We start from the raw sequence: 18,285 nt of genomic DNA, 5'->3' as shown, positions 1-18,285 counted from the left end.
GCTCCGGTCAGGTCAACCGGCAACGGGACCGGGGCCTTCCCTGCGGGACGGTATGGCCGATCGCACAGGTCCGGGTCGGGGGCGGGCGCGTAGAGTGGAGCCGTGCATCTTCCTCTCTTCCTCTGATCAGAGCCGCAGCGCCCGCCAACACGACCACGTGGCCGCGGGTGCACGACGCATGTCCTGGCCCCGCTGACCGGGGCCGACCGTCGGCTCGCAGAGCTCGTGCACACCCCGTCGAGCAAACCTCCGGGGCACAGCTCTGTTCGGAGGAACAGATGACCCTCAGGCTCAGATCAACAGCCATGCCCGCGGGCGAGAACGCCCAGCTCACCGCGCAGGGCATCGGCATCGACCGCGGCGGACGCACCGTGCTGTCCGGCGCGGACCTCACCGTCACCCCGCGCTCCCGTTGGGGGATCGTGGGCGAGAACGGGCGCGGCAAGTCCACGCTCCTGCACATCCTCGCCGGGGTGCTCGAACCCGACACCGGAACCGTCCGGCGCATCGGGACCCTGGGCGTCGCCGAGCAGGAGATCGACGTGGTCGAGGGCCGCACCGTCGGCGACCTCGTCGACATCGAGCTCGCCGACGCCCGCAGCGCCCTGGCCGAGCTCGACGCCGCCGCGGAGGGCCTGGCCGGGGGCGACCCCGCGGCCGTGGAACGCTACGAAACGGCCCTGAGCGACGCCGAGACCCTCGACGCGTGGGACGCCGACCGCCGTGTGGACCTGGCGTTGGAGCACCTCGGCGCCGTCACCGACCGCTCCCGCCCGCTGACGGAGCTCTCCGTCGGACAGCGGTACCGGGTGCGGCTGGCGTGCCTGCTCGGTGCGGCGCACGACTTCCTGCTGCTGGACGAACCCACCAACCACCTCGACGCGGCCGGGCTCGACTTCCTGACCCGGAGCTTGCGCGGGCGCAGCGGCGGGGTCGTCCTGGTCAGCCACGACCGTGCTCTGCTGTCGGACGTGGCCACGACCGTCCTGGACCTCGACCCCAGCCGCGACGGGTTGCCTCGTGTGTACGGGGGCGGGTTCGCCGGATACGTGGAGGGCCGGCGCGCCGAACGCGAGCGCTGGGCCGACGAGTACGAGAAGCAGCAGGCCGAGCACGCCAGGCTCGCGCAGGACCTCTCCGCGGCGCAGAACCGGCTCGTGAGCGGGTGGCGTCCGGATAAGGGGACCGGAAAACACCAGCGGGCCACCCGCGCCGGCGGGCTGGTGCGTGCCGTGCACCGGCGGCGTGAGGACCTGGAGGCGCACGCGGTGGACATGCCGCCACCGCCGATGGGGTTCCGGATGCCGGAGTTGCCCGAACGTTCGGGGGTGACCCTGCTGCGCGCCGAGGAGGTCGCGGTGGAGGGCCGCCTGCACGGGCCGGTGACGGTGTCGCTGGACTCGGGCTCGCGGCTCGTGGTCACCGGACCGAACGGCGCCGGCAAGTCGACGCTCCTGAAGGTCCTGGCCCGCACGGTCGAACCCACGCGGGGGCGGGTGCACACCGCCCGCACGGCGCGGGTGCGGCTGCTGGCGCAGGAGTCCCCGCACGCCGGTGACCGCAGCGCACGCCACGTGTTCGAGACACACGTGGAACGGCTGGTCAGCGACGGGGTGCTGCGGGACCGGGAGGGGCTCTCGCTGAGTTCCCTGGGTCTGTTGGCGTCCGCGGACGTGAACAAGCCGCTGCGGGAGCTGTCCATGGGGCAGCAGCGCCGCCTCGACCTGGCGCTCGTGCTCGCGTCGCGCCCGCACGTTCTGCTGCTCGACGAACCCACCAACCACCTGTCGATCACGCTGGTGGACGAGCTCACCGAGGGCTTGCGGGCCACGGGCGCCGCGGTGGTGCTGGCCACGCACGACCGCCAGTTGCAGCGCGACGTCGGGGACTGGGAACGGTTGGCGGTCGAACCGGTGCCGGAACAGGCCCAGGCCCCCGCTCGGGGGTAGGACCCTGAGCAGTTCCCCGGACAGGGAGGAGACACCGTGAGTACCGAGGACGACGTGCGGCGGCTGGCGATGGGCCTGCCCGAGGTGACGGAGAAGCCCTGTTACGGGACCCCGGCCTTCTACGCGGGCGGCCGGATCTTCGCGCGCATGCACGAGGAACCGGGTGTGCTCGTCTGCTGGCGGGCCGACCAGGGGGAGAAGCAGGTATTGCTGGACAGCGCTCCGGACACCTTCTTCACCACCGACCACTACGCCGGGCACGCCTCGGTGCTCGTACGGCTGGACCGGGTCGGCGGTGAGGAGCTCGGCGAGCTCCTCACCGAGGCCTGGGACGCCCGGGCGCCACGGCGTGTGCGGGATCGCAGTGGTCCGCCCCTGCCCGGCGCATGACACGGGCAGATAGGCCCTCGGGGTCGACAGGCCTGTCGTGTGGACCGGGGGAGAGGGCCCTCGGGGCACGCGCTGACGGTCTCCGAACACCGGGCCCGGCGTCCTGGACCGGGACCGGGGACCGCGCGCCGTCGGCTCCTCGGCACCGGTCGAGCCGCACGTGTGCGGGGTGAGGTCCACGTTCCGTCGGCGCGCGTGGGACCGACGTCCTTCTGTACTTCATGGGCAAGTGCTGAGGCTGCGCGCCGGAGCTGCGTGCCTCGCCGGCCCTGCGCATGGCGCGGCCCGAGGGGCCGCGCCATGCGTTCTCGGCGCCCGGGTCACCCGGGGTCCGGGGTCAGCAGCACGAACCCTGCGGAGTACGGGTCCGCGCACACCGCGATCCGCCCGACGCCGGTCGCGTCCTCCGGGCCCATGTACACCTGCCCGCCGCCGTCGGTGACCGCGGAGGCCGCCCGGTCGCAGTCGGTGACGTGGAAGACCGGGTGCCAGTCGGCGGCGCCCTCGGTGGCGGGCAGGTCCGCCGGGTCGACGTTCATCACCCCGCCGAAGTAGCGCTCCTCACCGGTGTCGTGCGGGCGCACGGTGCTGTACACAGCGCCGTCGCCCATGGACATGTCGTTGAACTCCCAGCCGAAGAGCGTGCCGTAGAAGTCCTTCGCCCCCTGCGCGGAGGGGGTCCACAGCTCGGTCCACATGAGGGAGCCGGGCACGTCGGTGCGTTCCATCCCCGGGAAGCTCGCCGGTTCCCACAGGGAGAACCCGCCGCCCTGCGGGTCGGCGAGGTAGGCCATGTGCCCCAGCCCCATGACGTCCATCGGCTCGACGTACACGGAGGCGCCCAGCTCCTGGGCCCTGCGCACGGTCGTGCGCACGTCGGGGGTGGTGAAGTAGATCTCCCAGGCCACGGGCTGGTCGTCGGCCATGAGCGGCCCGGCCCCGCCCACGACCGCACCGTCCGACCGCAGCATGCGGTACCCGCCGGTGTCGGGGCCCGCGGACTCCGATTCCCAGCCGAGCACACGTCCGTAGAACTCCATGGCCCCGTCGATGTCGCTGGTGCTGAGTTCGATCCAGCTCGGGGAACCGTCGAGGTAGTTGGTGGTGAGCATGGTGGCGCCTCCTTGGGTGACGCACACGAGTGTGCTCCCCGCCACCGACAGTCCGGGGTTCGTCCCGGCAAAACTTCGACAAGCACGGGCGTTCCCGGCGGAGTAGGATCCCAGCGGATCCAGAGCCCGGGGGTGAGGACGTGGACGGTGACGGCCGCCTGCTCGAGCGGGTCGGGGCCGGGGACGATCATGCGCTGCGTGCCCTGTACGAGCGCCACGCCGCGGCCGTGCTCCGGCTGCTGCGGCGGTTGACCTCCGACGCGGGCACGGCCGAGGAGATCCTGCAGGAGACCTGGATCGCCGTCTGGACCTCCGCCCACGGTTACCGGGGCGCCTCCTCGGTACGCGCCTGGATCCTCGGGGTGGCCCGGCGCCAGGCGCACAACCGGCTGCGGCGCCGCGATCCCCCGACCGTCGAGTACGACGAGGCCCCCGAGCCGGTGGACGAGAGCGCCGACGTCGAGGGCGAGGTCCTGGCCTCGGCCGGGCACGACACGATCCTCGCGGCGATCGGCCGGCTGCCGGAGACCCACCGCGACGTCGTCGTGCTCGCCCTCGTCGAGGAGCTGCCCTACGCCGACATCGCCGAAGTGGTGGGGGTTCCGGTGGGAACGGTCAAGAGCCGAATGGCCAAGGCGCGGCGGATACTGGCCGCGCAGCTTCCGGGGGAGTGGGTGAGCTGACATGGAGCACGACCGGCACGTGGACGACGAGGCCGTGACCCGGGCCGCCGCGAGCGGGACGGACGCGCCGGACCTGTCCGCCGAGCAGCGGTCCCACCTGGCCGGGTGCGCGGACTGCGGGAACCGGGTGCGTGCGCAGGCCCGGATCGCCACGGTCCTACGCACACAGGAGCACCAGGAACCGCCGCCCGCGGTGCCGTCCTTCGACGCCCTGATCGCCCCGCGCCTGGCGCAACGGGCCGTCCCCGAACCAGAACCCCGACCCGAGCCGGTGCCCGCGCCCCGGGTCGGCCCCGCGCGTGCGGCACGGCTGGCCGCGGCGGTGACCCTGCGGCAGGCCCGCCTCGTCCCGGCCGCCCTGGCCTCGGCGGTGGTCGCCGGGTTCGCCGTGCTGGCCCTGGCGCTGCTCCTGCTCCCCGTTGTCCCGGCCGCGCCGTACGTGGAGGCGGTGACGGTCGGCCTGGTCACGGTCGCCGGGCTGGTGGCGAGCGACCCGGGCAGGGACCCCGGCAAGGAGGCGCTCCACGCGGTGCTCGTACCACCGTTGGCCGTGTGGTGCGCCCGCCTGGTGCTGGTGCTCGGCACGGTGCTCGCGCTGGGTGCCGGGGTCTCGGCGCTGGCCGGGGCGCTGCCCGGCGCAGGGGCCTTCCCCGACCTCGTGGGTTCCTGGTTCCCGCCCGCGTTGCTGGGCGCGGCGCTGACCGTATTCGGGACCGTGTGGCGTTCACCCGCGGTGGGGCTCGTGCTCGGGGGTGTGTCCTGGGCGGTGGCCGTGGTCGTGCTCCGGTGGGGCCCGGCGGAGAGTCCGGTCACGGCGGTCGCCGCGCCGCTGTGGTCCGACCTCGCGGCGGCGTCGGCGGTCGCGGCCCTGGCGCTGGCCGGCGCCGCGTGGCTGGTCGCCCGGCCCGGCCGCAGCGCGGGTTGAGGGGTCCGAACATGCAGATCACCGCGACCGGACTGCGGTACCGCTACTGGGGCCGGGCCGCGCTGGACGGGATCGACCTCGACGTGCGGGGCGGGGTGTTCGGCCTGTTGGGACCCAACGGCGCAGGCAAGACCACGTTCCTGCGGCTGGTGTCAGGCCTGCTCCGGCCGCGCTCGGGGACCCTCACCGTGGGCGGGCACGACCTGCGTACCGGCCGGGGCAGGCGGGCCGTGCGCCGCTTGGTCGGGTACATGCCGCAGGAACCGGGGCTCTACCCGCACCTGACCGTGCGGGAGAACCTCGACAACACGGCGCTGCTCAAGGGCGCCCCCGACGCACGCTCGAGGGCCGCGAGCGTGGACGGGGTGTTCGAACGGCTCGACCTGGGCCCGCAGGCCCGCACCCGCGCCGCCGCCCTGTCCGCCGGCGCGCTGCAGCGGGCCGGGCTCGCGCAGGCCCTGATCGGCGGCCCCCGGCTGCTCGTGCTGGACGAACCGACCTCGGGGCTCGACCCTGTGCACCGGCACCGGTTCCGGGGACTGGTCGCCGGCCTCGCCCGGGAGACCACCGTCGTGCTCTCCACCCACGCCCTGGACGACGCCGCCCGACTCTGCGACCGCGTCTGCCTGCTCGACGCGGGGACGGTCGCCTTCACCGGCCCCGCGTCCGCGCTGGCCCGGGCGGCCCCGGACGGCCGCGACCTCGAGCAGGGTTACGCCGCGCTGCTGGGCCACAGGGCGGCCGGGCCACGCCTCACCGGCGGTTGATGCGCCGGTACTGCACCAGGGCGATGCTCGCGAAGAGCACGATGATCACCAGGGAGCTGAGCAACGAGTACAGCAGCGCGTTCTCGGCCGGCCACCCCTCGGGCGGGGCGAGCCCGGGCGGGGGAGCGTTGCCGAAGAGCTCCCGGGCCGCCGTCGCGGTCGCGGTGACCGGGTTCCACTCGGCGACGGCAGCCAACGGTGCGGGCATCGCGGAGATCGACACGAACGCGCCCGAGACGAACGTGACCGGGAACAGCCAGATCAGCCCCAGGCTCTGGGCGACCTCGACGCTCCGGGCGGTCAGGCCGATGACCGCGCCGATCCACGAGACCGCGAACGCGAAGAGCAGCAGGAGGCCGAACGCCGCGAGCGCCTCGGTCAGGGTCCCGTTCACCCGCCATCCGATGAGCAGCCCGCACACCACGATGACCACGACGGACAGGGCGCTCACCGCCAGGTCGGAGGTGGTGCGTCCCAGGATCACCGCCATCCGGGACATGGGCAGCGAACGGAACCGGTCCACGAGCCCCTTGTGCAGGTCGTTGGCGAGCCCGATCGCGGTCAGGGACGTGCCGAAGGTCAGGGTCTGCACGAGGATCCCCGCGACGAGGAACTCCCGGTAGGCGTCCCCGCCGAGGCTGCCCCCGAAGACGTAGGCGAGCAGCAGCACGAACATGACCGGCTGCACGACCCCCGTCACCAGGGAGCCGGGGTTGCGGCGGATGTTGAGGAGGTTGCGCCAGGCGACGACACCCCCTTCGCGGAGCAGGGTCATGGCCGGGCCTCCCCGCCGTGGTCGGCGCCGGCGTCGGGGCCGGCGTCCGCCCCGTCGTCCCCGGTGTGGTGTCCGGTCAGTTCCAGGAACACGTCGTCGAGGGTCGGGCGGCACAGGGCCACGTCGAGCACGGGTACCCCCTGTTCGTCGAGGGCGGTGAGCACGTCCCCGAGGGCCTTGCGGCCGTTGGTCACCGCGGCCCGCGCGCGCCGGGCCTGCGGGTCGCTGTCGGGCGGTCCGGAACCGGCGACCAGCAGGGCGGCGCGGGCGGTCTCCAGGTCGGCGGCGTGTTCCACGACCAGTTCGAGGCGCTCGCCGCCCACACGCGTCTTGAGCTCGTCAGCGGTACCGCGGGCGATGACCTCGCCCCGGTCGATGACGGCGATGCTGTCGGCGAGCTGGTCGGCCTCCTCCAGGTACTGGGTGGTGAGCAGGACGCTGGTGCCGCCGGAGACGAGCCCGCCGATGACCTCCCAGGTGTCCATGCGTCCGCGCGGGTCGAGGCCGGTGGTGGGTTCGTCGAGCACGACCACGGACGGGTCGGCGATGAGCGCCCCGGCGAGGTCGAGGCGGCGGCGCATGCCCCCGGAGTAGTGGCCGGCGCGGCGGTGCGCGACGTCGTCCAGACGGAACCGGCGCAGCAGCTCCCACGAACGGCGGCGGGCCTCCTTGCGGCCCATGCCGTAGAGCATCGCGACCATGCGCAGGTTCTCGTGCCCGGTGAGGCGTTCGTCGACGGCGGCGTACTGCCCGGACAGGCCCAGGCTGGCGCGCACGCCCCCGGGGTTCCTGCGCAGGTCGTGCCCGGCCACCTCGACCGTGCCGGCGTCGGGCCGGGTGAGGGTGGTGATGGCCCGGACCGCCGTGGTCTTGCCCGCTCCGTTGGGGCCCAGGAGGGCGAGGACGTGGCCCGCGGGCACGTCCAGGTCGATCCCCTTCAGCGCCCTGTGGCCGCCGAAGGTCTTGGTGAGCCCGCGGACCCGGACCGCCGGCGCGGCGGCCTCCGGCCCGGGCGGGTCGTGGTCGGTGTTCATGTCCCTCCCCTGTGGTGTCCCCGTGTTCCGGTCAGGCGCGGTCGAGCTCGCGGTGCCGGCGGGGACGCAGGTCGGTCCAGTTCTCGTCGATGAAGTCCAGGCAGGGCTGCTTGTCGTCGGGCCCGTGGATCAGCGCCCACCCGGTGGGGACCGGGAGGAACCCGGGCCACAGGGAGTGCTGGCCGTCGTCGTTGACGAGTACGAGGAAACTGCCGTCGTCGGTGTCGAAGGGGTTGGTCATGGCTGGTCCTTCCGTCGGTCCGCGTGGAGTGCGGTGGTGGCTGGTTCCAGGCGCTCGGCCAGGACCGGCGCGATGCGGTCCAGGGCCGGGGCACCGGTCATCGCCGAGTGCGTGGTCTGCACCGGGTGGTCCTCGACCGTCCCGGTGACGTACGGCCGCCACGTTCCGGCATCGGGGGCGCCGGGCCCCTTGCCCTCCGTGGCGGTGAAGAACAGCAGGTCGCCGTGGTGGACGTCAGGTGTGTGCCGGCGCAGGAGGTCTGCGTGGTGGCTGAACCCGCGCGCCAGGGCGTCGACCGTCTCCGGGGTGAGGCCGGCCAGCGGGTGGCCGTGGTGTGCGAGCGCCTCCAGGAGCCCGTCGGCGTCCAGCTCCGCGTCGGCCGCAGCGGGCACACCGAGCGCTTCCAGGTACGCGGCGAGCAGCTCCGGCCGTCCGGCGAAGCCGTCGTTGTCCTCCTGGCCCGCGGGGAACCCGTCCATCACCGCGAGCAGGTCGACGCGGTCGCCCTCCCGGTGCAGGCGTGCGGCCACGGCCTGCGCGAGGAGGCCGCCGAACGACCACCCGAGCAGCCGGTACGGGCCCTCGGGCTGGACCTTGCGCATGTGCGCGATGTAGTCCTCGGCCAGGTCCTCGATGCTGCGGCCGGTCGTGGTGCCGCCCGGTTCGACCGCGGGCGACTGGAGCCCGTAGACCGGCTGGTCGGGGCGCAGTCGGCGCAGCAGCCCGGCGTAGGGCCAGGCCAGCCCGCCGGCGGGGTGCACGCAGAACAGCGGCGTGCGGGTGCCGCCGGGTCGCAGGGCCAGGACCCGGCCGAGCCCGTCCTCGCCGGAGACCCCGTCGCCGGCCCCGTCCACGACCGCCAGCAGGGCGGCCACGGTCGGGGCGCGGAAGAGCGTGGCCACACCGACGTCGCTCCCGAGCACCTCCGAGAGCCGGTCGACGAGCCCGGGCACGAGCATCGAGTGCCCGCCCAGTTCGAAGAAGTTGTCGTGCACGCCGACCCGCGCGCGTCCGAGCGCCTCGGCGAACAGTGCGCACGCCTGCTCCTCCCGCGGCCCCCGTGGCAGGCCCCGGATTCCGGTGTCCACGGTCTCCGGTTCCGGCAGGGCGTCGCGGTCGAGCTTGCCGTTCGGGGTGAGCGGCAGCGCGGCCATGGCGACGAACTGGGCCGGAACCATGTGCTCGGGCAGGGTGTGCGCCAGGTGGGCGCGCAGCGAGTCGGCGGTCGGGTCGCTGCCGCCGTGTCCGACGACGTAGGCGACCAGGCGGCGGGTGGCGGGGTCGTCGCCGTGCACGACCACGGTGCTGTGAGCGACGTCGGGGTGGCGGTCCAGGGCGGCCACGACCTCGCCGGGTTCGATGCGGAACCCGCGGATCTTGACCTGGTCGTCGGCGCGCCCCACGAACTCCAGGTGCCCGTCGGAGGCCCACCGCACGAGGTCGCCGGTGCGGTACATGCGCGCGCCCGCCCCCGCGAAGGGGTCGGCCACGAACGCGGAACCGGTGAGCGCGGGACGACCGCGGTAACCCCGGGCCAGGCCTGCGCCGGAGAGGTACAGCTCCCCGAGCGCGCCCACCGGAACCGGCTGGAGCCCGCCGTCGAGCACGTACACGGAGCTGTTGGCGACGGGCCGCCCGATGGTGGGCTCGGCGCGGTCCTCCATGCGGGCGACGACGCTGTCGACGGTGGCCTCGGTGGGCCCGTAGAAGTTGTGGGCGTGCAGGCCGGGACGGGCGCGCAGGTCGGCCCAGAGTTCCTGGTCGACCGCTTCGCCGCCCAGGGCCACCACGGAGGGGCCGCCGTCCCCCTCGAGCAGGCCCTCGGCCATGAGCTGGCGGACGTAGGAGGGCGTGGCCTCCAGGGCGTCGATGCCGGCGTCGCGCAGGTGTGCGGCCATGGCACGGGGGTCGCGCCGCAGGGTGTCGTCGAGGACGTGGAGTTCGTGCCCCGCGACCATCCACAGGATCGGGTCCCAGGAGGCATCGAAGGCCACCCCGGCCGTGTGGGCGACCCGCAGCCTCCGCCCCAGGTGAGCGGCGGCGGGCGCGAAGAGGGCGTCGTCGTGCTGGCCGTAGAGGTTGGTCAGCGACCGGTGCTCGACCTCCACACCCTTGGGCCGTCCGGTCGACCCGGAGGTGTAGATGACGTAGGCGGTGTCGTCGCCCCCGGCGGGGCCGGGACCCGGAACCATGGGCCCGGGCACGCTCTCCGGCAGCGGCAGGTCGACGCGCAGCACCCGGTGCCCGTCGGGGACGTGCTCCTCGGTGCCGGCGTCGGCCGCCACCAGGCACGGGTCGGCGTCGGCGAGCATCTGTGCGATGCGCCCGTCCGGGTAGGCGGTGTCGACGGGCAGGTACGCGGCGCCCGAACGCAGCACCCCCAGCAGTGTGGAGACGGTGCGGATGCCGCGGGGCAGCAGCACCGCGACGGTGTCGCCGGGGCCCACACCCCCGCCGCTGAGGGCGTCGGCGAGCTGTTGGGAACGATCGCGCAGACCGGCGAAGTCCACGTGCTGATCGCCGTGCACGACGGCGGTGGCCCCCGGGGTCTCCTCGGCGCGGGCGTCGAAGAGCTCCACGACCGTCCCGGCCGGCTGCCCCCGGTCGGGCCCGCGTCCGCTCTCCAGCAGATCGGAGCGTTCACCGGGGGCCAGCACGTCCAGGCGGCCCAGCGGCGCGGACGGGGCTTGTGCGGCCGCCTCGAGCACGAGCACGAAGCGCCGGGCCAGGTCACGGGCGGTGGACTCGTCGAAGAGCTCCGCGTTGTGGGCGAGCGTGCCGTCGATGCCGTCCGGTGCGGCCAGGTCGTCGGTGCGCTCCCCGAGGGTGAACAGCAGGTCGAACTTGGCCTCGGCGCCGTCGTCGACGTCCTCGGCGTGCACGTCCAGGCCGGGCAGGTCGACCACGGCCTCCTGCGTGTTCTGCAGGGCGAGCATGGTCTGGAACAGCGGGTGGCGGCCCAGCACACGTTCCGGGGCCAGGTGCTCCACGACCCGTTCGAAGGGCACCTCCTGGTGAGCGTAGGCGGCCAGCCACTCGTCCCGGACCCGCTGCACCAGGTCGGTGAAGGACGGGTTCCCGGAGGTGTCGGTGCGCAGGACCAGGGTGTTGACGAAGAACCCGACCAGGTCGTCGAGCGCGTCGTCGGTGCGTCCGGCCACGGGGCTGCCGACCACGATGTCCTCGCCCGCGCCCAGACGGGTGTGGAGCGCGGCCAGGGCGGCGTGCAGCACCATGAACAGGCTCGCGGACGACCCGCGTGCCAGTTCCAGGAGGCGTCGGTGCAGGTCGCGGCCGATGTGCACGGGCACCGACCCGGCGCGCTGGCGCGAGGTCGCGGGCCGCGGGCGGTCGGTGGGCAGCCGCAGCTCGGAGGGCAGGCCGGCCAGGCGCCCGGACCAGAAACCGAGCTGGCGGGAGAGCAGGCTGTCGGGGTCGTCCTCGTCGCCGAGCAGGGAACGCTGCCAGAGCGCGTAGTCGGCGTACTGGACGGGCAGGGCGCTCCACCGGGGGTGGCTCCCGTCGCAGCGCGCGGCGTAGGCGGTCGACAGGTCGCGGGCGAGCGGGAGCGTGGACCAGGCGTCCCCGGCGACGTGGTGCACGACCACGACGAGCAGGTGGTCCTCGTCGGTGCGGCGGACCAGTTCGGCCCGCAGCGGCCGGTCGGTGCGCAGGTCGAACCCGCGCACGGCCAGTTCGCGGGCGCGGGCGTGCATCCCGTCCTCGTCGGCGGCGCGGCGCACCCGCAGGCGGTCGTCCTCCTCGGGCGGACCGAGCACGTGCTGGTACGGGGTTCCGTCCACCTCGGGGAACACCGTCCGCAGGCTCTCGTGGCGTGCGGTCAGGTCACCGAGCGCCCTGCGCAGGGCCGCGACGTCGACCGGGCCGGTCAGACGCAGCGCCATGACGATGTTGTAGTCGGCGGCCTCCGGATCCATACGGTTGAGGAACCACAGCCGCCGCTGCGCGTGCGAGAGCGGCACACGCTCGGGCCGGTGGGCGGCCGGACGCAGCGGGGTCTGGGCGCGGTCGCCGGTGCCCAGGTGCCGTGCGAGCCGGGCGACCGTGGGCGCCTGGAACAGGGTGCGCACCTGTAGCTCCACCCCGAGCACGGTGCGGATGCGCGCGATGAGGCGCGTGGCCAGCAGCGAGTGCCCGCCCAGGTCGAAGAAGCTGTCGTCGATGCCGACCTCGGGCACCTCGAGGGTCTCCGCGAACAGCGAGCACAGGGTGTTCTCGTCGCCGGAACGCGGGGCCCGGCCGCGCCCGCCGGTGTGCGCGGGCTCGGGGAGCGCGCGCTGGTCGAGCTTGCCGTTCGGGGTGAGCGGGAAGGCGTCCAGCTCCACGACGGCGGCGGGGACCATGTGCTCGGGCAGGCGCTCGGCCGCCCCGTCGCGCACCGACTCCGGGTCGATGCGGTCGGCCCCGCCGCGGACCACGTAGGCGACCAGTCGGGCGTCGGCGCTGTCGGCACCGGTGGCGACCACCGCGGCCTGGGCGACGTCCGGGTGCGCGGCGACGGCGGCCTCCACGTCCCCGGGCTCGACCCGGAACCCGCGCACCTTGACCTGGTCGTCGGCGCGCCCCACGTAACGCAGTACCCCGTCGGGGCGGCGCACTGCGAGGTCGCCGGTGCGGTACATACGCGATCCGTCGTCGGCCGCGGGGTCGGCGACGAAGCGCTCGGCGGTCAGCCCCGGGCGGCCCCGGTAGCCGTCGGCCAGCCCGGCCCCGGTCAGGTGGAGTTCGCCCACCACACCGGAGGGCACCGGGCGCAGGCGGCTGTCCAGCACCCGGGCTCCGGTGTTGGCGACGGGACGGCCGATGACCGGGTCGTCCTCCTCGTCGGAGCGCGCGATGAGGCTGTCGACGGTGGCCTCGGTCGGCCCGTACAGGTTGAGCGCGAACACCCCGTCGGTCTCGCGCAGCTGCCGCCACAGTCGGGGCGGGACGGCCTCGCCGCCCAGGGCGACCAGACTCGGGCCGTCCGCGGCCCCGAACAGGCCGGCGTGCGCGAGCTGCCCGGCCAGGCTCGGTGTGACCTCGATGCCGTCCACGCGCTCGCCGCGCAGGTGGTCGGCGAGGGCATCGGGCTCGCGGCGCACCCGGTCGGGGACGACGTGGAGTTCGTGCCCCGCGACCATCCACAGGATCGGGTCCCAGGAGGCATCGAAGGCCACCCCGGCGGTGTGGGCGAAACGCAGTCGCCGGCCCAAGCGCTCGGCCTGTGGCGTGAAGACGTGCTCCACGTGGGAGTGCAGGAGGTTGTTCAGGGCCCGGTGCGAGACCTGGACCCCCTTGGGCCGCCCCGTGGAACCGGACGTGTGGATGAGGTAGGCGGGGTCCTCCGGCCGGGGCGGTTCGGGCAGGGCCGCACCGGGCGTGCAGGGCACCGGGGCGTCGAGGTCCAACCGCGGCGTCCCCTCGGGCAGATCGACGGGGGAGGCGCGGTTGGTGATCACGCACGCCGGTGCGGCCTCGTCGATCAGCCCGGCGATGCGCTCGGCCGGGTGGGCGGCGTCCACGGGCATGTGGACGGCGCCGGCGGCGAGCACACCCAGGAGCGCGGCGACGGTGTCGGTCGAACGCGGCAGGGCGACCGCGACCACGTCCCCGCGTCCGACCCCGGCCTCGGCCAGGCGGCGGGAGACCGCGCGCACCCGGGTGTCGAGCGCGGCGAAGTCGAGGCGTGCGTCGTCGGCGGTCACCGCGGTCGCGCCGGGGGTGGCGCGCACCTGTTCGCGGAAGCGGTCCACGACGGTTCCGGCGGGGACGGTGCCGCGGGCGCGTGCCTCCTCGGCCTCCTCCCGCGCGATCTCGCCGTCGGTGCGCAGCTCGTGGATGTGCACCGGCCGCTCGGGGTCGTTCACGAGGGCGTCGAGCAGGTGCGCGTACCGGTCGGCGATCGTGCCGGCGGTGTCGTGGTCGAACAGGTCCGCGTCGAACTCGAGGTGGCCGGTGAGCCCGGATCCGGGGTCGTCGGCCTCGGCCAGGTCGAACGACAGGTCGAACTTGGCGGTGCCGGTCGTGGCGCCCGGTTCCGTTCGCACCGTGCACCCGGGCAGGTGCAGGTCGGCCCCGGGGGTGTTCTGCAGGGACAGCATCGTCTGGAACAGCGGGTGCCGCGCGGTGCTGCGTGCGGGCGCGGCCTCCTCCACGACCCGGTCGAAGGGAACGTCCTGGTTCTGGAACGCGGCCAGGTCGGCGTCGCGCACCCGGTCCAGCAGCTCCAGGAACGTGGGATCGCCCGACAGGTCCGTGCGCAGGGCCAGGGTGTTGACGAAGAAGCCGACCAGTTCGTCGAGGGTTCCGTCGCCGCGGCCCGCCACCGGGGTGCCCACGACCACGTCCTCGTCCCCGCCGAGGCGGGACAGGAGCGCGGCCAGGGCGGCGTGCAGCACCATGAACGGGCTCACCCCGCGGCTGCGCGCCAGGTCGGCCAGGGCACGGTGGGTCCCGGCGCCGACGGTGAGCGCGACGTGGCCCGCACCGCGCTCGGGCTCGGGCGGGCGCGGACGGTCGTGCGGCAGGGTCGTCTCCTCGGGGACCCCCGCCAGCGCCTGCCGCCAGTGCGCCAGCTGCTGGGCGGAGGGGGAGGCGGGGTCGTCCTCGGAACCGAGGAGTTCGTGCTGGTGCAGCGCGTGGTCGGCGTACTGCACGGCCAGTTCGGGGAGCGCGTCGAACGCCTCCGTGTCCCCGGTGCGCGCGGTGTAGGCGGTGGCCAGGTCGCGGCCGAGCGGGGCCAGCGACCACCCGTCCGCGGCGATGTGGTGCACGACCAGCAGCAGCACGGCCTCGTCCTCGGCGAGCCGGAACAGCCGCACACGCAGCGGTGTCTCGGTGGTCAGGTCGAACCCGCGCGAGGACTCGTTGGCGAGCAGGCGCGGCAGAGTGTCCTCGGTGCAGCGCACGGTGGCGGCGTCCAGGTCCGTTGAACGCACATCCTGGACCGGCCCGTCGGTGCCCCACGGGTGCACGGTGCGCAGGGGCTCGTGGCGGTCGACGAGGTCGTGCACGGCCCCGAACAGCGCGTCGGTGTCCAGGTCACCGCGCACGCGCAGGGCCACCGGGATGTTGTAGGTCCCGGCCGAGGGGTCGAGCCGGTTGACGAACCACAGGCGCTGCTGGGCCGGCGCGAGCGGCACCTCCGGCGGGCGCACACGGGGACGCAGGACCGGTGCGGTCGTCCTACCGCCCTCGCCGGTCCCCGCTTCCCGGGCCTCCGCGGCCAGGGACGCGGGGGAGGGGAACTCGAACAGGTCGCGCACGGCCACGGCGAGACCGAGTTCCGCGCGGATGCGCAGGGCCAGGCGCGAGGCGGTCAGCGAGTGGCCGCCCAGCGCGAAGAAGTCGTCCTCGGCGCCGACCGTCTCCAGGCCCAGGGCCTCGGCGAACAGGGTGCACAGCGCGGCCTCGCGTTCGGTGCGGGGCGCGCGGGACCCGGTCGCCGGGCTCTCGGGCGCGGGCAGGGAGGAACGGTCCAGCTTGCCGCTGGGTGTGAGCGGCAGGGTGTCCAGCGCGACGAGCGCGGCCGGGACCTCGTGCGCGGGCAGGTGGGCGCGCGCATGTGCGGTGACCGCGTCCGGGTCGGCACCGCCCACGAGGTACCCCACCAGGCGGGCCAGGGCACCCTCCCCGTCCACGGCGACGGCGGCGCGTTCCACGTCCGGGTGCTGCTCGAGCACGGCCCGCACCTCCCCGGGCTCCACACGAAACCCGCGGATCTTGACCTGCTCGTCGGCGCGCCCGGCGAACTCCAGGGAACCGTTGCGCGCCCGCAGCACGAGGTCGCCCGTGCGGTACAGGCGGGACCCGTCGCCGGAGAACGGGTCGGCGACGAAGCGCGAGGCGGTGAGCGCGCTCCGGTTCAGGTAGCCGTCCGCGAGCTGGGCGCCGGACAGGTAGAGCTCGCCGACGGCGCCGGCGGGCACCGGTTCCATCGACGCGTCGAGCACGTGCGCGGAGGTGTTGGCCACCGGGGCGCCGAGGTGCGGGGCGGTCCCGTCGGTGACGGGCGCGGTCAGGCTGTCGACCGTCGCCTCGGTGGGCCCGTAGAGGTTGACCGCGTGGATCGGCGAGCGCGCCAGCGTCGTCCACAGGTCGGCGTCGACCGCCTCTCCGCCCAGGGCCAGCACGCTCAGCCCGGTGTCGAGCAGGCCCGCGGGGAGCAGGGCGCGCACGAACGACGGCGTGGTCTCGACCGCGTCGGTGCCGGACTCGTCCAGGTGGGCGACGAGCGCCTCGGGGTCGCGGCGCAGGCGGTCGCCGACGAGGTGGACGGTGTGCCCGTCGATCATCCACAGGATCGGGTCCCAGGAGGCGTCGAAGGACGTTCCGGCGGTCAGTGCGGCGCGGGCCCTGCGGCCGAGGCGTTCCCGGGTGGGTTCGAAGAGGCGTTCGCGGTGGTCCAGGAACAGGTTGTACAGCGCGGCGTGGCCGACCAGGACCCCCTTGGGGCGCCCGGTCGAACCGGAGGTGTGGATGACGTAGGCGGCGTCCTCGGGGCGGGGGCCGTGCACCGGTGCGTCGGACGCGCGGTCGCCCAGCGCGCGGGTGGCGGGGTCGTCCAGCAGCAGGACGCCGTCCGGGTGGGGCTCGGGCGGGGCTGTCTCGGCGACGGCGACGGTCAGCACGGGACGGGCGTCCTCGGCCATGCCCGCCAGGCGTGCCTCCGGGTGATCGGGGTCCAGCGGCAGGTGCGCGGCGCCGGACTTCAGCGTGGCGAGCACGGCGACGGGGAAGGCGGTGGTGCGCGGCAGTCGGGCGGCCACGACGGTTCCCGGTCCGGCCCCGCGCGAGCTGAGCAGGCGGGCGAGGCGGTCGCTGTGCAGGTCGAGCTCGGCGAAGGTGAGGCTGCCGTCCTCGGCGGAGACGGCGACAGCATCGGGGCGCTCGGCGGCGCGGTCGGCGAAGGCGTCCACGACGGTGTGCTCGCCGGTCTCGCGCGTGTGGCCGCGGGCGGAGTCGAGCAGCTCGGGGCGTTCGCCGGGCAGCAGGCGCGGCATCGTGCCCACGGTGGTGTCGGGGGCATGGGCGAGCGTTTCCACGGCGGACAGCAGGCGCCGCTGGTGGCTGTCCAGGTCCGCGCGGGTGTACAGGTCGGTGCTGCCGTCGAGGTCGACGCGCACGTCCTGGTCGGCGGTGATGCCGTGCACGACCAGGGACATGTCCTCGACCGGGCCGACGGAGAGGTTGTGCGCGGTCGCGGGCAGACCGGCGAAGGTGAGCTCCCGGCCGACCGGCATGATGTTGACCGACGGGCCGGTCAGGCGCCCTCCGCGGGGTACGAAACGGCGCAGTTCCTCGTACCGGGTGCGCTGGTGGCGCAGGACCTCACGCGTGCGCACGGCGACCTGGCCGACGAGGGAACGCAGGCTCTGACCCGGGTCGACGGCGATGCGCAGCGGCACGATGTTGGACAGCATCGAGGGCACCGACCGGGCCAGCGCGGTGCGGCGTGCGGCCACGGGCAGCCCGAGCACGACGTCGCGGGCCCCGGTCGCGCGGTGCACGTAGGCGGCGGTGGCGGCCAGGACGGCGGCGTGCGGGCCGGTGCGCTCACCGGCGGCCACCTTGCGCAGGGCGCCCATGCGCTCGGCCGGGATGCTGCTGGTCGCGCGGTGCAGACGGGTGGGTATACGGCGCGGCTCCCCGGCGAGCCCCACCGCGCCGTGGTCGTCGTCGCCGGGCCCGTCCTGCAGGTACTCGGCCCAGAACGCACGGTCGGCCTCGTCCTGGTCGGAACCGGTGTGCTCGGCCTCCTCCTCCAGCAGGTCGGCCAGGGACCCGTGTGATGCGGGGCTCGCCTCCCCGCCGGCGGCCATGGCGTCGTAGTGCTCGGTGATCCGGCCGAGCAGGACCATCGCGCTGTAGCCGTCCAGGAGCAGGTGGTGGACCCGCTGGTAGCAGATGTGGCGGTCGTCGGGCAGCAGGAACAGCACCTCGGAGAAGAGCGGCCCGCCCTCGGAGACGTGCACGCTGTCGAGGTCCTCCCGCATGCGCGCGTGCACGGCCGCGTCCGGGTCGTCCTCCCCGCGCAGGTCGACGACGGGCATGTGCCAGTCGTCGGGCGGTTCGACCCGCTGCCACGGGCCGTCCTCGTCCTCGCCGAACACCAGGTGCAGGGCCTCGGTCTCCAGGACCATGGACCGGACCGCCTGGGTGAACCGCTCGACGTCCAGGTCACCGCGGAGCTCGACGTACTCGGCGATGTTGTACAGCGGGTTTCCCGGGTCGAGTTGCTGGGCGTACCAGAGACCCTTCTGGGCAGCGGTCAGGGGAAGTCTGCGGGACGTGCTCGGCGTCTGCATGGGGATGCTGGCTCCTGACGAACAGAACATGTGATGACAGGACGTGTTCGGTGCGGCCCGTGGCGGGGCCGGCCAGTGATGGGCGGCCGGCCGCACCGA

At 74.4% G+C, this 18,285-nt stretch carries 10 protein-coding genes; 5 read left to right on the top strand and 5 right to left on the bottom strand.

Annotation, left to right across the window (positions count from 1 at the left end):
* Nucleotides 1-305: 305 nt before the first annotated feature.
* Both IDM40_RS08095 and IDM40_RS08090 read left to right on the top strand, forming a co-directional pair.
* Nucleotides 306-1,949: an ABC-F family ATP-binding cassette domain-containing protein gene (locus IDM40_RS08095; RefSeq protein ID WP_193121529.1), complete on the top strand. Its 1,644-nt coding sequence runs from the start codon at nt 306-308 to the stop codon at nt 1,947-1,949.
* 36 nt (nt 1,950-1,985) lie between these two features.
* Entirely contained in the window at nt 1,986-2,339 is a 354-nt protein-coding gene (locus IDM40_RS08090; RefSeq protein WP_193121316.1) for an MmcQ/YjbR family DNA-binding protein, read from the top strand.
* Nucleotides 2,340-2,659: 320 nt separating this feature from the next.
* Here the strand turns inward: IDM40_RS08090 and IDM40_RS08085 are convergent, their stop codons facing one another.
* Nucleotides 2,660-3,451 (bottom strand): VOC family protein, encoded by a 792-nt coding sequence (locus IDM40_RS08085; protein WP_193121315.1) that lies wholly within the window; start codon nt 3,449-3,451, stop codon nt 2,660-2,662.
* A 140-nt stretch (nt 3,452-3,591) separates the two neighbouring features.
* Here IDM40_RS08085 and IDM40_RS08080 point away from each other — a divergent pair, with 140 nt between their 5' ends.
* From IDM40_RS08080 to IDM40_RS08070, 3 genes are read left to right on the top strand one after another with little or no spacing between them, the layout of a single operon-like run.
* The gene (locus IDM40_RS08080) at nt 3,592-4,134 is read left to right on the top strand and encodes an RNA polymerase sigma factor (protein ID WP_193121314.1); all 543 of its coding nucleotides are present in this window, start codon (nt 3,592-3,594) and stop codon (nt 4,132-4,134) included.
* 1 nt (nt 4,135) lies between these two features.
* The gene (locus IDM40_RS08075) at nt 4,136-5,059 is read left to right on the top strand and encodes a hypothetical protein (protein WP_193121313.1); all 924 of its coding nucleotides are present in this window, start codon (nt 4,136-4,138) and stop codon (nt 5,057-5,059) included.
* 11 nt (nt 5,060-5,070) lie between these two features.
* Nucleotides 5,071-5,826 (top strand): ABC transporter ATP-binding protein, encoded by a 756-nt coding sequence (locus IDM40_RS08070; RefSeq protein WP_193121312.1) that lies wholly within the window; start codon nt 5,071-5,073, stop codon nt 5,824-5,826.
* Here the strand turns inward: IDM40_RS08070 and IDM40_RS08065 are convergent.
* The 4 genes from IDM40_RS08065 to IDM40_RS28595 are packed head-to-tail and all read right to left on the bottom strand — an operon-like array spanning nt 5,813 to nt 18,186.
* On the bottom strand, nt 5,813-6,601 hold the full coding sequence (locus IDM40_RS08065) for an ABC transporter permease (RefSeq protein WP_193121311.1): 789 nt from the start codon (nt 6,599-6,601) through the stop codon (nt 5,813-5,815). The genes IDM40_RS08070 and IDM40_RS08065 overlap by 14 nt on opposite strands.
* On the bottom strand, nt 6,598-7,635 hold the full coding sequence (locus tag IDM40_RS08060; protein ID WP_193121310.1) for an ATP-binding cassette domain-containing protein: 1,038 nt from the start codon (nt 7,633-7,635) through the stop codon (nt 6,598-6,600). The genes IDM40_RS08065 and IDM40_RS08060 overlap by 4 nt, the downstream gene beginning before the upstream one ends.
* A 31-nt stretch (nt 7,636-7,666) precedes the next feature.
* The gene (locus tag IDM40_RS08055; protein WP_193121309.1) at nt 7,667-7,876 is read right to left on the bottom strand and encodes an MbtH family protein; all 210 of its coding nucleotides are present in this window, start codon (nt 7,874-7,876) and stop codon (nt 7,667-7,669) included.
* A complete protein-coding gene (locus tag IDM40_RS28595) occupies nt 7,873-18,186 on the bottom strand; it encodes a non-ribosomal peptide synthetase (protein WP_193121308.1) in 10,314 nt (3,437 codons plus the stop codon). The genes IDM40_RS08055 and IDM40_RS28595 overlap by 4 nt, the downstream gene beginning before the upstream one ends.
* Between the last annotated feature and the right edge of the window lie 99 nt (nt 18,187-18,285).

Origin of the sequence: Nocardiopsis coralli, from assembly GCF_014892575.1 — a bacterium.
GTDB lineage: Bacteria > Actinomycetota > Actinomycetes > Streptosporangiales > Streptosporangiaceae > Nocardiopsis > Nocardiopsis coralli.
This window is presented reverse-complemented; position numbering and strand designations above follow the sequence as displayed.